Genomic DNA, 14904 nt, shown 5'->3' with positions numbered 1-14904 from the left:
ACTATTTGCCGAAACGCTGCAGCTCCGTCGGGAGCTGCGGCTTCCTTTTCAGGACAGGTCCATCGACTTTTCCCATTGCTGCCGCAGGACGTTCATTTCCGTCCGCTTCTGGGCCATTTCGCTAACGGCGGCGCGCAGATGTGGGTGGTGCGACATGAACATGTTGAAGTCGCGCCGTTCGAGAACCTCGAACTGGCAGAAATCGACGGCAATGACGTCGGCGGTGCGCCGTGCGCCGGTCAGCAGTGCCATTTCTCCGAAGAAAGCTCCCGGCTCCAGGCGGATCGCGCCGCTGGCGAGCCGCACTTCCACCGCACCCGAAGAGATGAAATACATGCTGTCGCCGCGGTCGCCGCGGCGGATGACGCGTTCGCCGGGCGGCGCCGATTTCGCCTTGAAGAGCAGCAGCAGTTCCTCTTGCGCGTCCTCGTTGACTTGGGAGAACAGCGGGAAAGTCTCGATCAGCTGCTGCATCTTCAGTTGATGCTGGCGCTCGCGCTCTTCGCCGAGCGCCCTGATCTTTTCCAGTTCTTTGCCGAGCGCCTTCTGCCTGCTTCTGCCGTAGCTCTCCCAGAGGGAGGGCCACCTCGAATGGATAACTTTCTTCAGGCCGTCGGTTGCGAAGATCACGATCGGGTTGAGTGTGATCGACAGGATCGCGGCAGCCAGGATCAAATCCTGACCCTCATGCGGCAAAAGCCCGAGCGATACGCCGAGGCCGGCGAGGATGAAGGAAAACTCCCCGATCTGGGCAAGGCCGCCGGCTAATGTCAGTCCCATGCTGATCGGATATCTGAGCAGCATGACGATGAAGAAGGTGATGATGCCCTTGCCGAGGACGACGAGCGCCAGCGCGCCGATCACGGCCAGCGGCTCGCGCACCAGGATCGAGGGATCGAAGAGCATGCCGACGGAGACGAAGAACAGCACGGAGAAGGCATTCTGCAACGGCAGCGAGTCGGCCGCCGCCCTGTGGCTGAGCTGGGATTCGCTCATGACGACGCCGGCGAAAAAAGCGCCGAGTGCAAAGGAGACGCCGAAGATTGCCGCCGAGCCGAAGGCGATGCCGAGTGCGATCGCCAACACCGTCAGCGTAAAGAGTTCGCGCGAGCCGGTGCGGGCGATCATCGTCAGCAGCCAGGGCACGATGCGAGGGCCGAGGAAGATCGCCATGGCGGCGAAGGCCGCAACCTTCAGCAGCGTCAGGCCGATCGTCAGCGCCAGCGGCAGGTCGCCGAGGCCGTGGTTGGTCGTAGTGCTGGCGTTGCCGCCCAGAAGCTCTGCGAGGGCCGGTAGCAGCACCAGCGCCAGCACCATCACCAAATCCTCGACGATCAGCCAGCCGACGGCGACGCGTCCGCTTGCCGCGTTGACGAGATTGCGCTCCTCCAGCGCCTTCAAGAGCACGACAGTGCTCGCCACCGACAGGCTGAGACCGAGGACGATGCCGGCGCCGAGGCTCCAGCCCCAGAGTTTGCAAAGGCCGATGCCCAAGAGGGTCGCGAGGATAATCCGTCCGATCGCGCCAGGCACGGCGATGCCGCGCACGGCGAGCAGGTCGGAGGCGGAAAAATGCAGGCCGACGCCGAACATCAGCAGGATGACGCCCATTTCGGCGAGCTGGCCTGCAAGGGCGGTATCGGCGACGAAGCCCGGCGTGAACGGCCCCATCAGGATGCCCGCCATCAGGTAGCCGACGAGTGGAGGCAGCCGAAGCCGGTCGGCGCCATAGCCCAGGATCGCCGCGAAAACGAAACTGACGGCGACCGTCGCGATAAGTCCTACTTCCTGATGCACGTCCGCCCTCTCTTGTGATCGCGGCGGCCACTTTGGACGAAGCGCGAGCAAAATTAAACAGTTGATTTGGGGGATGGGCTACAGTTTGAGGCCTTTGTTCTCAATCCTGGCTAGTGAGGCGCAGACGTCGTTCAAGGCACCATCCGGCCGTCACCGATGTTGGAACCACCTGCGTCTTGTCTCGTTGCCTTTTCATCAAGAAAGGAGAAACGGCATGCGGAAGATCATCTTGAACTGTACTGTGGCGGCCCTTGCCGCCTGCTCGTTTGCAGCGCCTGTTCTTGCCGACAGCGTTTATGTCAGAGAGCGTTCCTATGACGATGGCTATCGCCACGAGCGGGTAAGACCCGGCATCACCATCAGCGAACGTGGCGTCACTTTCGGTGCCGTGCGCGAACGTGGGCACCGCCGCTATCGCGATAATGGCTGCGAAACCAGGAGCGTCACCCGACAGACCGACGAAGGCGAGGTCACCAGGACGGTCCGGCGCTGCTACTAACGAAAAAATATGCGATAAGGGCGAAGCCCGGTTCCGACGAGCCGGGTTTTCGCCTTTCGTGGCACGAATATCTCAATGCAGTGGTGAAAGTCGTCTGTCGGTGTTATGAGCACGCCTTTGGTAAAAGCGCATTCCTAGCGCAAACACCGCCCGCACAGGATTTTTTAGAATGATTGAGCTTACGCCGTCCCAGATCGCCGCACTTAAACTCGCCAGGGATGGAGACCTTTATCCTCAGCCAGCCAATAAATGGACGCACGAGAACGCGACAGTGACTTACGCCAAAACTGACCGGTGGAAAGAGCGGCCTCAGAAAATAAAGTCGGTCACTGCCAAGACGTTGGGCGAGTTGAAGGAGCCGGGTTTTCTCGAAAGGCGGCACCTGGATGACGACGCATCAAAAGACGTCTACGGCATCACGATGGCCGGCAAGATGTGGCTGCTGAAGAATAAGTAAGCTTCGCTTAGATGCGAAATTCGTTCCGTAGGACCATCGGTTCTTTGAGCCAGGCTAGCCATTTGAGATGATGGTGCAGCTAACCGGAGCATTATAGAACCGGTCCGCCTTCATTCCTGACGGAACTACGGCGCGACAGCCTCCGCTTAGCTGCTCTCTTCGGCTTGCTCGCAGAGCGTAGGCTGGTGCCCCATGCCGGAGTCGAACCAGCACTTCTTTCGAAACTCGATTTTGAGTCGAGCGCGTCTACCAATTCCGCCAATGGGGCAACGGATATGAACGGGCGGCTGTCTAACATGCGAGCGCCCGGACGCGCAAGACGGGCAAACGAAGTTATCGGACTGATCCGGTAGAGAGATCCGGCCTCGCTGGAGGCCGGATCCCGTCTAATATCAATGGGCGGCGGCGGGGGCCGGGCTGCTCAGGCCGGACTTCTTCAGCGTGATCGCCAGAATCGAGGCCAGCAGGCAGAAGGCACCGGCGACGAAGAAGGCGGGTAGGTAGCTCGAAAGCTCCGTGCGCGAGAGGCCGGCGCCATAGGCGGCAGTCGCGGCTCCCAGCTGATGGCCGGCAAAGACCCAGCCGAAAACGAGGCCGACCTTTTCAGGGCCGAAGCGGTCGGCGGCGATCTTGACGGTCGGCGGCACGGTCGCGATCCAGTCGAGGCCGTAGAAGACGGCAAAGATGGAGAGGCCGTAAAAGCTGAAATCGCTGAAGGGCAGGTAGAGCAGCGACAGGCCGCGCAGGCCGTAATACCAGAACAGCAGCCAGCGATTATCGAAGCGATCGGACAGCCAGCCGGAACCGATGGTGCCGAAGAAATCGAAGATGCCCATGACAGCCAGCACGCTGGCGGCGGCCACCGGCACGATGCCGAAATCGCCGCAAAGGGTGACGAAATGGGTCTGGATCAGGCCGTTGGTGCTGAGGCCGCAGATGAAAAAGGTGGCAAAGAGGATCCAGAAGGTCGAGGTCTTCGAGATTTCTCTGAGGACAGTGATCGGTGTCATCAGCGCGACGCCAAGCGAGGTGCTTGCCGGCGGCGGCGTTACCTGCGTTTCGCCGAAGGAGGGCAGGTTGAGGTCGGCCGGGCGGTCGCGCATGAAAGCCAGCACGGCAAGGGCTGCGACCATGATCATGGCGCAGACGAAAAACACCGTCGAGCGCCAGCCGTAGCGTTCCGTCAGCTCCGCCATCAGCGGCAGGAAGACGAGCTGGCCTGTGGCCGAGCTTGCCGAGAGCATGCCGACGACGAGGCCGCGGTGCTTGGTAAACCAGCGGGAAGAGACGGTCGCGGCGAGCACCATCGCCGTCAGGCCGGTGCCGAAGCCGACGACGATGCCCCAGAGCAGCAGCAACTGCCACAGCGTCGTCATGAACAGCGAACCGACGAAGCCCGCGCCGATCAGCGCCAGTGCGAAGACGATGACCTTGCGCACGCCGAAATAATTCATGAAGGCAGCGGCGAACGGACCCATGAAACCGAACAGGATCAGGCGGATCGCAAGGGCCGAGGAAATCTGCGAGGTCTCCCAGCCGAACTCGTCCTGCAGCGGCTTTATGAGCACGCCGGGTGCGCCCATGGCGCCGGCGGTGACCAGCATGGTGAGGAAGGTCGCGGCAACGACGACCCAGCCGTAGTGGATGTTGCGCCGGGCAAGGGTGGAGGCGAGGACGGTGGAAACCATGGGCAAGATTCCGGTTGAATTCAGGTTCGGGAAATACAGGACCGATTTACATGATGGTCATCATATTTCTTGCGTATTGATGATGGACGTCATATATTTTGTCAAGCGACTATTTCTGGAGATGACAAATGCGGGTCAGCCGCGAAAAATTTGCCGAGAACCGCGAAAAGATCCTGAGCGTTGCCGGCGTGCTTTTCCGCGAAAACGGTTTCGACGGGGTCGGCGTTGCCGACATCATGAAGGCGGCCGGGCTGACGCATGGCGGCTTTTACGGTCATTTCGGTTCGAAGGACGACTTGGCGCTTGAGGTCAGCCGCAAGCTGATCGACAAGGTCGAGACGCGCTGGAAGGAGCATATCGCCGAATCGCCGGACCGGCCGCTGGCAGCGCTTCTCGATCATTATATCCACTGGCGCACGGTTGACGATCCGGGCGGCAGCTGTGTCTTTGCAACGCTGATCCAGGAAGTCAGCCGCAGCCGCGGCGCGGTCCGCGCGGTCTTCAGCGATGGGCTGTCTGTGCTGGTCGACACGCTTGCCGATATCGTTCCCGGGGAAACGGAAGAGGAGCGCCGCGCCAATGCGACGACGACACTCTCATCGATGATGGGTGCCGTCATTCTTGCTCGTGCTGTCGAAGACAGAGCGCTTGCCGAGCAGTTTCTGGTGACGATGCGCCGGCAGCTCGATCCTGAAAGCCAGACATAATCTCAGTCGCGAATGGCGCTGGTTTCGATCTCCCTCTCCACGTGGAGAGGGATCTATCTTGCATGTGCCTGAGGACCGAGAAGCCAGCGGCTACTTGAAGCCGGCGATGGCATGCGGGATGTAGGGTGCCTCCAGTGCAGCGATTTCCTCGTCGGTAAGCTTGACCGAGAGCGAGGCAACGGCGTCCGTGAGGTGGTTCGGTTTGGACGCGCCGATGATCGGGGCGGTCACCGCATTCTTCTGCAGGATCCAGGCGGTTGCGACCTGGGCGCGGGAGATGTTGCTGGCCTTGGCGATTTCGGCCACGGCCCCGACGATCTTGCGGTCGGCATCGATGGACTGGGTGTAGAGCGTCTTGCCGAATTCGTCGGTTTCGCTGCGGGCCGTCGTCTCGTCCCAGTCGCGAGTCAGGCGGCCGCGGGCAAGCGGGCTCCAGGGGATGACGGCGATCTTCTGATCCTCGCAGAGCGGCAGCATTTCGCGCTCCTCCTCACGGTAGAGCAGGTTCAGGTGATCCTGCATGCTGACGAATTCGGTCCAGCCGTTCAGTCTGGAGACGTAAAGCGCCTTGGCGAATTGCCAGGCATACATGGAGGAGGCGCCGATATAACGGGCCTTGCCCGATTTGACGATGTCGTGCAGCGCTTCCAGCGTTTCCTCGATCGGCGTCGTGTAGTCGAAGCGGTGGATCTGGTAGAGATCGACGTAGTCGGTGCCGAGGCGACGCAGGCTGTTGTCGATCTCGTCGAAGATCGCCTTGCGCGACAGGCCGGCGCCGTTCGGGCCCGGCCGCATGCGGTTGAACACCTTGGTCGCCAGCACGATGTCCTCGCGTTTGGCGAAGTCTTTTATGGCCCGGCCGACGATCTCCTCCGAGGAACCATTGGAGTAGGTGTTGGCGGTGTCGAGAAAATTGATGCCGAGGTCGATCGCCTGCTTGATCATCGTCCGGCTTTCTTCTTCCCTGAGGCTCCAGGCATGATTGCCCCGGCCGGGATCGCCAAAGGTCATGCAGCCCAAGCAGATTTTCGACACTTCGAGACCGGTCTTGCCAAATTTTGCGTATTCCATGAAACGGCTCCGTGATGAATTTGATAACCCCAGGCGGCTTTCTATGATTTAGCGCGAGATGGCCAAAGTCGCAGGGCGGCAGATGAAGAATCTATGCTGCATGCGCACAATGATCCGTGATCGCCTTCTGAGGCTCATCGCTGTCGATTCCGGCTGCAGCTTGCACATCAGCGCCGCAAGATGTTAGCTGATGCAGCATTTTACCGGAATCCGACCATGCAACTGCCGTCCCACGATCGCTATGACGATCTCTATCGCGATTTCTCCTGGCGGATTCCGGAGGATTTCAATATCGGCCGCGCCGTCAGCGACGACTGGGCCGCGAGAGATCCGGAGCGCGTCTGCCTTGAGCATTTCAGCCCCGACGGCGATCACCGTGCGATGACCTATCGCGCGCTCGCCGATCGTTCCTCGGCCTTCGCAAATGCGCTCGTCTCACTAGATATCAAACGCGGCGATCGCGTCGCGCTGCTATTGCCGCAATCCTTCGAAACGGTGATCGCACATGTGGCGATTTACAAGACCGGCGCGATTGCGCTGCCACTGGCGCTGCTCTTCGGCGTCGAGGCGCTGGAATATCGGCTGAAGGCGGCAGGTGCCGCGGCCGTCGTCACCAACGGCTTTGGTCTCGAACGCATCCGGCAGATCCGCGGACGCCTGCCGGCGTTGAAGCATATCGTCAGCATCGACGGGACGTGTGCCGATGCGACTGCTTTTGCCGAACTGGTGGATGGCCATCCCCCTGTCTTCGACATCGCCAAAACTGGTCCGGACGACCCGGCGCTGATGATCTTCACGTCGGGAACGACGGGGCCGCCCAAGGGCGCGTTGCATGGCCACCGCGTCCTGCCCGGCCATATTCCGGGCATGCAGTTCGCCCATGAGGGGTTTCCGCGGCCGGGCGATAAGGTCTGGACGCCGTCCGACTGGGCCTGGGCCGGGGGGCTGCTCAACGCGCTGCTGCCAAGCCTTCTGCTCGGTGTTCCCGTCGTTTCGTCGCCGGCGCAGAAATTCGATGCCGGCATGGCTTATCGCATCATGGCCGAAATGAAGGTGCGCAATGCCTTCATTCCGCCGACGGCGCTGAGATTGATGCGGTCCGTGTCCGATCCGCGCTCGAAATATGATCTGGTGCTGCGCACCATCGGTTCGGCCGGGGAGGCGCTCGGCCGCGAGACCTATGAATGGGCGCGCCATACGCTCGGCATCACCGTCAACGAATTCTACGGCCAGACGGAGTGCAATTTCGTGCTTGCGTCGAGCGCTGCCTATGGCGTCACCACGGCGGGCGCCATAGGACGGGCGGTGCCCGGGCACCGCGTTGCGATCGTCAGCGAGACGGGCGACGAGTTGCCCGTCGGCGAACCGGGCCAGATCGCCATCGCCAGTCCCGATCCTGTCATGTTTCTCGGCTACTGGGACGACATGGCAGCGACGGAACGAAAATTCGTCAAAGGCTGGCTGCTCACCGGCGATATCGGCCGGCAGGACGCTGAGGGCTATATTACCTTCGACGGACGCGACGACGACGTGATCACCTCGTCGGGATATCGCATCGGCCCCGCCGAGATCGAGGACTGCCTGATCGGCCATCCCGCCGTACAGCTTGCCGCCGCCGTCGGCAAACCCGATGCCGTGCGCACCGAAATCGTCAAGGCCTATATCGTGCTTTCACCAGGCCATCATCCAAGCGAGGCGCTGGCCGCCGACATCAGGGAATGGGTGAAGACGCGGCTTTCGATGCACGAATATCCGCGCGAAGTGGAATTCATCGATGCATTGCCGCTGACCACCACCGGCAAGGTGATCCGCCGGCTGCTGCGCGAAAGGGCTGCCAGCGAAGGATAGAACCGCTACGCATTTTGCTGGAATGCTTAGCCCCGGCCGGCAAGCGACATGATCTTTTCGCGCAGCATCTTCGCCATATTGCGGGTGCTGCGGTACATGTGAAGCTGGGCGGTGACCTGGCGCATGTCGCGGTCGCTGTTCTGCGTCAGGCCGATCACCAGCGTTCCCATCTCCTCGCGCTCCTGCCAGAAGCGGCTCATGATCGGATGATCCGAGACGGCGCAGGAATCGGAGCGGACGATATTGGCATCGTCGAGATGCCATTCGGTGAGTTCGCTCATCAGCAGCTTGCCCGGCGAATAGCGGGCATAGTTTTCGTCGTAGGCGGTCTTCCAGGTATAGGCCTCGCCGCCCATCATCAGCACGACGATGGCGGCGATCGCCTTGCCGTTGAGGTCGATCGTGTGTATGCGCACGGCATCGCCGGCGGCAAGGTTCGACACCGCCTCGCGGGCGAATGCCGTGTGATAACGATCGGTGACGAGAGCGCTTCGCCGCTTGCCCTTCCAGCCACCGGCTTCCATCGCCAGGAATTCCTCGAAGCGGGTATGGATTTCGCGCGGCTGGCGGGCGACGGCATAGACCGCGGTTCCCTTTTCCTCCAGCAGGCGCCACTGGCGGCGCATCTCGCGCATATGCGAGGAGGAGATGGTTTTGCCGAGATAGACCGGCGCCTCTTCCTCGCTCTGCAGCATCGGGCGCAGGTATGGATTGGTAACGGTGACGGGAAGATTGCGGCTGAGCGCAACGGCCTTGACCATGCGCACGAAGATCCCGTTCAGCCTGAGATCCGGCAGGACCATTATGCTGGGCAGATTGAGATCACGCACGGTCAGCCCGTCGAAGAGGTTGTCGAGGGTTTCGGCGGCATCCTCGCCATCGACGAGCGGCGTGCCGAGCGGACCAAAGCTGTTCGACCAGCCGCGGATGATTGACGGGCCGACGGCAAAGCCCGGCTTGTCGACCGAAAATGGCAAGAGGAAGCGCATGCGGCTGCGGCCGGCATTGTGATCGCGGATCAGGGCGAAGTTCACCTGCCGGTCTTCGAGCCGCGGCATGGCGGGGGCGAGGAAACGGCCGGAGAAAAAGACGTTCGGTTCCATCGCCCGGTTGGAGAGGAAATCGAGCTCATCCTGAAGCTCATAGCCGAGCTTGCCCGGATAGAGGCAGAGCTCGCGCCCCGGCCGGCCGATCTCGGCGCGGGCCTCGGCCTGCGGCGCTTCGAAATGCAGCGCTGCGAGATCATGCACCATGCGGTTTGCGGCGCTGTCGGTGCTTTCGGTAACGGGTGGAACACGCACCATCTATCGAACTCTCATTTCTGGCGTTGCAGCGGAGGCGAAGGCGAAAAGAACGATGCCGAGCGTGCGGCGCACGGCGACATGCAGCAGGATTGCCTCAACGGCCATGGCGGAGGCCGTGGCGATCGCCGTGCCTTCGATGCCGTAATGCGGGATCAAAACGAGGTTGAGGCCGACATTGGCCGTCAGTGCGCCAGCATAGAGCGCGACGCAGAGGTTCTGCTTGCCCGCCATCATCAGCAGCGTTTCGGCCGGGCCGACCAGCGATTTGGCGAGGATGCCGGCGAGCAGGATCGCCATGACCAGATAACCTGATGTAAAAGCGCCGCCGAAGAGCGACAGCAGCAGATGGCCGGCCGCAAGCACGACAAGGCCGACCCCGAGCGCCGGCCAGAAGGTCCAGCGCGCGGCGTCGATGGCAGCTGCTGCCAACTGGTCTTGGTCGCCTTCGGCGATGATCGAGGAAAAGCGCGGGCCGGAGGCTGCTTTGACCGAGAAATTAATGAAATGCACCAGCGCCATCGTCTTGGCGGCGGCGAAGTAGATGGCGACATCGTGCGGCTCGAGGAAGATGCCGACGACGACGACGTCGGAATTGGTCAGCAGGAAGCTCACGCCCTCGATCAGGAAAATCGGAAAGGCGACGCTGAACCAGGCGAGGAAGTCGACCTTGCGCGGGCCGTCGTCATAATGCCGGCGAAGCCGGTAGAGCGTTGCGGCATATTGGCCGAGAGCAGTGACGTAGGTGGCGGCGAGCGCTGCCTGCATCGCGGTGACGGCCGTGTGCTCGGCGCCGATGGCAATCGCGATCAGCATGAAGAGGATGATGAGGATCGGGCGGACGATATAGACCGGGCCCAGCGCCATCACCGGCCAATGGTTTGCCCGTGACGTGCCTTCCAGAATGTCGCCGAGCGCGATCATCGGCATGGCGAGCAGGCCGATGAAGATCGGAACGAGATAATAGACCTGGATCATACCGCCGAAGAAATGCAGCCCGAGCATGCCGGCTGCGAGCACTGCCGTGCCGGACAGCAGCGCAAAGATGCGCGCCGTGCCGGTCAGGCCGCGGATTTCCTCGAAAGCGCCCGCTGCCCTGTATTGCGGCAGGAAGCGGACGATCGCGGTGTGGAAACCGAGGCATGAGAGATCGCCGAAGACGACGACCAGCACCCAGACGAAAACGAAGATGCCGTATTCATATTCTCCCATCAGCCGGGCGAGCACGATCTGCGAGACGAAGGCGAGGGCGGCGCTGAGGATACGGATCGAAAAGGCCGTCAGCGCCATGCGCTGGGCGGCCGCCCTCTCACCGCGTTCGGTGAGCACGGCAGCAAGCAAACGCAGCGTGCGGCCGCCGATCGGGCGCAGGCCCGCGGGCAGCATCTTCTCCGCTGTTTCTATGACCGCCATGATGAACACGCAAAACTCTGAGGTCAGGCAAATCGCCCCTGAAGTCTTGACAGAACAGGGTTAAGAAACGGTTCCGGATCGGGTCTGCCGCCCGACGCTGAAATTCCGGCTCTCCGGCATTGCCGCAGAAAAGAAAATGCCGCCCGGAGGCGGCATTTTCGCGGATCTTTGCGGGCTTGCCTCAGACCTGCTCGAAGGCGCCGTGGCAGTGCTTGTATTTCTTGCCGGAGCCGCACGGGCAGGTCTCGTTGCGGCCGACCTTGCCCCAGGTCGCTGGGTCATCCGGGTTGCGGTTTTCAGGAGAAACGATGACTTCCGACGCCTGGTAGATCGCCGGGGCGAAATCGTCCTCGCCGGTCGTCGGATCCAGGTGATGGGCCTGCATCAGCGGTGGTTCAGGCTCGGCAGGCGCCTGCTGCACCAGTTCGACGCGCATCAGCTGGGCGGTGACGGCCTCGCGCAGATTGTTGAGCAGCGCCGTGAAGAGCTCGAAGGCCTCCGATTTGTATTCCTGCAGCGGATCGCGCTGGGCATAGCCGCGGAAGCCGATGACGGAGCGCAGATGGTCGAGGTTGACGATATGCTCGCGCCAGAGATGATCGAGCGTCTGCATGACGATCGAGCGTTCGACATAATGCATGATGTCGTCGCCGAAACGCTCGGCCTTTTCCGTGAAGGCCGCATTGGCGGCTTCCGTCAGGCGCTCGCGGATGTCGTCCTCGCCGATGCCTTCTTCCTTCACCCAGTCCTCGACCGGCAAGTCGAGATTGAGGATGTTCAAAGCCCCGGTCTTCAGGCCGGCGGCATCCCATTGTTCGGCATAGGCGCGCTCTGGGATATGCTTTTCGACCATGTCCTCGATCACCTCGCGGCGCATGTCGGAAACGGTCTCGGAAATATTGGTCGATTCCATCAGTTCGAGGCGCTGCTCGAAGATCACCTTGCGTTGGTCGTTGAGAACGTCGTCATACTTCAGGAGGTTCTTGCGGATGTCGAAGTTGCGGGCTTCGACCTTCTTCTGGGCGCGCTCCAGGGCCTTGTTGATCCAGGGATGGACGATCGCCTCGCCCTCCTTGAGGCCGAGCTTGGTCAGCATGCTGTCCATGCGGTCGGAGCCGAAGATACGCATCAGGTCGTCCTGAAGCGAGAGGTAGAACTTCGAGCGGCCGGGGTCGCCCTGACGGCCGGAGCGGCCGCGCAGCTGGTTGTCGATGCGGCGGCTTTCATGGCGCTCGGTGGCGATGACGTAGAGACCGCCGGCTTCGAGCGCCTTCTGCTTGAGTTCCTTGATCTCCTCGATGATCGCCCGGATCCGGGCATCACGCTCCGGACCGGCTTCGACTTCGCCGAGTTCGCGCTCGATGCGCATGTCGAGATTGCCGCCGAGCTGGATGTCGGTGCCGCGGCCGGCCATATTGGTGGCGATGGTGATGGCACCCGGCACGCCGGCCTGGGCGACGATATAGGCTTCCTGCTCGTGGTAGCGGGCGTTCAGCACCTTGAAGTCGTCGAAGCCCTGCTTGCGCAGGCGCTCGGCGAGCAGTTCCGATTTCTCGATCGAGGTGGTGCCGACCAGCACCGGCTGACCGCGCTTATGGGCGTCGAGGATCTCCTCGATGATTGCCTTGAACTTCTCGTCGAAGGTCCGGTAGACCTCGTCGTCCTCGTCGAGGCGCTTGATCGGCAGGTTGGTCGGGACCTCGATGACATCGAGATTGTAGATATTGGCGAATTCTTCCGCTTCCGTCTGCGCGGTACCGGTCATGCCGGCGAGCTTATCGTACATGCGGAAGTAGTTCTGGAAGGTGATGGAGGCCAGCGTCTGGTTTTCCGGCTGGATCTGCACCTTTTCCTTGGCTTCGAGCGCCTGGTGCTGGCCTTCCGAATAGCGGCGGCCCGGCATCATGCGGCCGGTGAACTCGTCGATGATGACGACTTCGTCGTTGCGGACGATATAGTCCTTGTCGCGCTGGAAGAGCTTGTGGGCCTTCAGCGCGTTGTTGACGTGGTGGACGATCGCAACGTTCTCGATGTCGTAGAGCGCGTTGCCCTTCAGGAGGCCGGCCTGGCGGAGCAGGTTTTCCAGCTTCTCGGTGCCCTCTTCGGAGAAGTTGGCGGAGCGCTGCTTCTCGTCGATCTCGTAGTCGCTGGGCTCCAACAGCGGAATGTAGGCGTCGATCGTATTATAGAGTTCGGAGCGGTCGTCGAGCGGACCGGAGATGATCAGCGGCGTGCGCGCCTCGTCGACGAGGATCGAGTCCACTTCGTCGACGATTGCGAAGTTGTGGCCGCGCTGGACCATCTGGTTCTTCTCGTACTTCATGTTATCGCGCAGATAATCGAAGCCGAGTTCGTTGTTGGTGGCGTAGGTGATGTCGCAGGCATAGGCCGCGTGGCGCTCCTCGTCGGAGAGACCGTGGACGATGACCCCAGTGGTCATGCCGAGGAAGCCGTAGACGCGGCCCATGGTGGCGGCATCGCGCTGGGCGAGGTAATCGTTGACGGTGACGACGTGCACGCCCTTGCCGGAAAGCGCGTTCAGATAGACCGGCAGGGTGGCGACGAGGGTCTTGCCTTCGCCGGTCTTCATCTCGGCGATCGCATTCGAATGCAGGATCATGCCGCCGACCAGCTGTACGTCAAAAGGTCGCAGGCCGAGAACGCGGCGCGAGGCTTCGCGCACGACGGCAAAGGCCGGGATCAGAATGTCGTCGAGCGTCTTGCCCTCGGCGAGCAGGGCGCGAAACTCTGCGGTCTTGGCCGCGAGCTGCTCGTCCGTCAGCGCCTTCGTCTTCTCTTCGATAGAGTTGATGGCAGTGACGTTCGGCTGGTAGGACCGCACGCGGCGGTCATTCGAAGACCCAAATAACTTGCGGGCTATACCGCCAAAGCTGACCATATGACTGGCCCTTTCTCAATATTCATCCCCGGCGTTTCTTGTTCGCGGCCCAGCCGAAAATCAGGCGCGCGCCTTAAAACGCCCGGAAACTGTTCTGGACGCGAGGTTGCGTGACAGATAAGAGGGGGGTCGAATGATGTCAACGGATTTGGCGGATACAGAAAGGCCACAATCCGGTGTTGATGGCTATTTTGGGCTGGATTCAGGGGATGCTGAAACCGGCAATGTAACTGTGAAGGGTATTTCATGTTGAGCACCAACAAACTTGCCGTTCTGGCGTTTGCAACCTTTGTTGCGCTCCAGGCCCCGGCCTATGCCGATGACGCCGTCATCGCCAAGGTTGGCACCCTGGAGATCCATCAGTCGGAACTCGACCTCGCCGTCGCCAATCTCGACCCCCAGCTGGCGCAGCTTCCCGATGACCAGAAGAAGGTCGCAGCCCTTTCCGCCGCCATTGACGTGAAGCTGCTCGCCGCCGATGCTGCGGCCGAGAAGCTTGATCAGACCGACGAATTCAAGAAGCGCATGCAGTATCTCTCCGACCGCGAGCTTCACAATGCCTATTTCAAGAAGCATGTCGTCGACATCGTGACGCCTGACGAAGTCAAGGCCCGCTACGACAAGGAAGTCGCTGCCCTGCCGAAGCAGGAGGAAGTCCACGCCCGTCATATCCTCGTCAAGACCGAGGACGAAGCCAAGGACATCATCAAGCAGCTCGACGCCGGCAAGGATTTCGCCGAACTCGCCAAGGAAAAGTCCACCGATCCGAACAAGTCGGAAGGCGGCGATCTCGGCTATTTCTCGCGCGGCCGGATGGTCAAGGAATTCGAAGACGCAGCCTTCGCGCTTGAGAAGGGCACCTATTCCAAGACGCCCGTCAAGACCGATTTCGGCTTCCATGTCATCAAGGTCGAAGATAAGCGCGATGCCCCGCCGCCGCCCTTCGAGCAGGTGCAGGATCAGGTTCGTCAACTCGTCATGCGCGACAAGTATCTTGCGCTTCTGAACCAGGCGAAGGCGTCCGCCAAGATCGAGATCACGGACGAGACGCTGCGCAAGGGTTACGACCAGGCAAACAAACAGCCGGAGCCGGGCAGCGAGCCCGTCGCGCCGGTGCCGCAGCAGTAATAGTCGCATCAGGGCCCGGTTCTTCCGGGCCCTTCACTATCGTGGTTGTCGCATTTCCGGACGGCGAACCGGTTTCCATTTCGCCTGGAAATGCTC

At 61.4% G+C, this 14904-nt stretch carries 11 protein-coding genes and 1 tRNA gene; 5 read left to right on the top strand and 7 right to left on the bottom strand.

The features are described 5' to 3' along the window. Positions 1-48 precede the first annotated feature (48 nt). Positions 49-1797, bottom strand: coding sequence for a cation:proton antiporter domain-containing protein (locus tag RWK44_RS30355; protein WP_316029872.1), 1749 nt, complete (start codon positions 1795-1797; stop codon positions 49-51). 214 nt (positions 1798-2011) lie between these two features. Between RWK44_RS30355 and RWK44_RS30350 the strand changes: the two genes are divergently transcribed. Both RWK44_RS30350 and RWK44_RS30345 read left to right on the top strand, forming a co-directional pair. Further along, complete coding sequence (locus RWK44_RS30350) at positions 2012-2296, top strand: hypothetical protein (protein ID WP_077977750.1); 285 nt, start codon at positions 2012-2014, stop codon at positions 2294-2296. Positions 2297-2465: 169 nt separating this feature from the next. Then, positions 2466-2753 (top strand): hypothetical protein, encoded by a 288-nt coding sequence (locus RWK44_RS30345; protein ID WP_003543268.1) that lies wholly within the window; start codon positions 2466-2468, stop codon positions 2751-2753. A gap of 183 nt (positions 2754-2936) precedes the next feature. Here the strand turns inward: RWK44_RS30345 and RWK44_RS30340 are convergent. Together RWK44_RS30340 and RWK44_RS30335 are read right to left on the bottom strand one after the other, a co-directional pair. Further along, a tRNA-Leu gene (locus RWK44_RS30340) sits at positions 2937-3021 on the bottom strand. 124 nt (positions 3022-3145) lie between these two features. Continuing rightward, positions 3146-4441 carry an MFS transporter gene (locus RWK44_RS30335; RefSeq protein ID WP_062941157.1) on the bottom strand — a complete coding sequence of 432 codons (1296 nt, stop codon included), beginning with the start codon at positions 4439-4441 and terminating at the stop codon, positions 3146-3148. Between the two features lie 128 nt (positions 4442-4569). Between RWK44_RS30335 and RWK44_RS30330 the strand changes: the two genes are divergently transcribed. Next, positions 4570-5148, top strand: a complete 579-nt coding sequence (locus RWK44_RS30330) for a TetR/AcrR family transcriptional regulator (protein ID WP_011653696.1) — start codon at positions 4570-4572, stop codon at positions 5146-5148. A gap of 90 nt (positions 5149-5238) precedes the next feature. Here RWK44_RS30330 and RWK44_RS30325 read toward each other — a convergent pair whose 3' ends face one another. Continuing rightward, positions 5239-6219 (bottom strand): aldo/keto reductase, encoded by a 981-nt coding sequence (locus RWK44_RS30325; RefSeq protein ID WP_316029871.1) that lies wholly within the window; start codon positions 6217-6219, stop codon positions 5239-5241. Between the two features lie 216 nt (positions 6220-6435). Between RWK44_RS30325 and RWK44_RS30320 the strand changes: the two genes are divergently transcribed. Beyond that, positions 6436-8067, top strand: coding sequence for an AMP-binding protein (locus RWK44_RS30320; RefSeq protein ID WP_221947933.1), 1632 nt, complete (start codon positions 6436-6438; stop codon positions 8065-8067). A 26-nt stretch (positions 8068-8093) separates the two neighbouring features. Here RWK44_RS30320 and RWK44_RS30315 read toward each other — a convergent pair whose 3' ends face one another. From RWK44_RS30315 to secA, 3 genes are all read right to left on the bottom strand, one after another. Next, a complete protein-coding gene (locus RWK44_RS30315; protein ID WP_131663297.1) occupies positions 8094-9371 on the bottom strand; it encodes a GNAT family N-acetyltransferase in 1278 nt (425 codons plus the stop codon). Then, positions 9372-10781: an oligosaccharide flippase family protein gene (locus RWK44_RS30310; RefSeq protein WP_222062735.1), complete on the bottom strand. Its 1410-nt coding sequence runs from the start codon at positions 10779-10781 to the stop codon at positions 9372-9374. A gap of 181 nt (positions 10782-10962) precedes the next feature. Continuing rightward, complete coding sequence (gene secA, locus RWK44_RS30305; protein WP_221947930.1) at positions 10963-13680, bottom strand: preprotein translocase subunit SecA; 2718 nt, start codon at positions 13678-13680, stop codon at positions 10963-10965. 246 nt (positions 13681-13926) lie between these two features. On the opposite strand from secA, the gene RWK44_RS30300 reads away from it, so the two are divergent. Further along, complete coding sequence (locus RWK44_RS30300) at positions 13927-14808, top strand: peptidylprolyl isomerase (RefSeq protein WP_131663300.1); 882 nt, start codon at positions 13927-13929, stop codon at positions 14806-14808. Positions 14809-14904 lie beyond the last annotated feature (96 nt).

Source organism: Rhizobium sp. 25PS6 (assembly GCF_032464655.1).
GTDB classification, from domain to species: Bacteria; Pseudomonadota; Alphaproteobacteria; order Rhizobiales; family Rhizobiaceae; genus Rhizobium; species Rhizobium laguerreae.
The sequence above is the reverse complement of the archived record's forward strand: the minus strand, read 5'-3'. Positions and strand labels throughout refer to the sequence as shown.

What these genes read in the sequence shown, in the direction of transcription:
- RWK44_RS30320 (WP_221947933.1), top strand. Translation starts at nt 6,436, where the DNA reads ATGCAACTGCCGTCCCACGATCGCTATGACGATCTCTATCGCGATTTC.
- RWK44_RS30325 (WP_316029871.1), bottom strand. Translation starts at nt 6,219, where the DNA reads ATGGAATACGCAAAATTTGGCAAGACCGGTCTCGAAGTGTCGAAAATC.
- RWK44_RS30350 (WP_077977750.1), top strand. Translation starts at nt 2,012, where the DNA reads ATGCGGAAGATCATCTTGAACTGTACTGTGGCGGCCCTTGCCGCCTGC.
- RWK44_RS30300 (WP_131663300.1), top strand. Translation starts at nt 13,927, where the DNA reads ATGTTGAGCACCAACAAACTTGCCGTTCTGGCGTTTGCAACCTTTGTT.
- RWK44_RS30310 (WP_222062735.1), bottom strand. Translation starts at nt 10,781, where the DNA reads ATGGCGGTCATAGAAACAGCGGAGAAGATGCTGCCCGCGGGCCTGCGC.
- RWK44_RS30330 (WP_011653696.1), top strand. Translation starts at nt 4,570, where the DNA reads ATGCGGGTCAGCCGCGAAAAATTTGCCGAGAACCGCGAAAAGATCCTG.
- RWK44_RS30335 (WP_062941157.1), bottom strand. Translation starts at nt 4,441, where the DNA reads ATGGTTTCCACCGTCCTCGCCTCCACCCTTGCCCGGCGCAACATCCAC.
- RWK44_RS30315 (WP_131663297.1), bottom strand. Translation starts at nt 9,371, where the DNA reads ATGGTGCGTGTTCCACCCGTTACCGAAAGCACCGACAGCGCCGCAAAC.
- RWK44_RS30345 (WP_003543268.1), top strand. Translation starts at nt 2,466, where the DNA reads ATGATTGAGCTTACGCCGTCCCAGATCGCCGCACTTAAACTCGCCAGG.
- secA (WP_221947930.1), bottom strand. Translation starts at nt 13,680, where the DNA reads ATGGTCAGCTTTGGCGGTATAGCCCGCAAGTTATTTGGGTCTTCGAAT.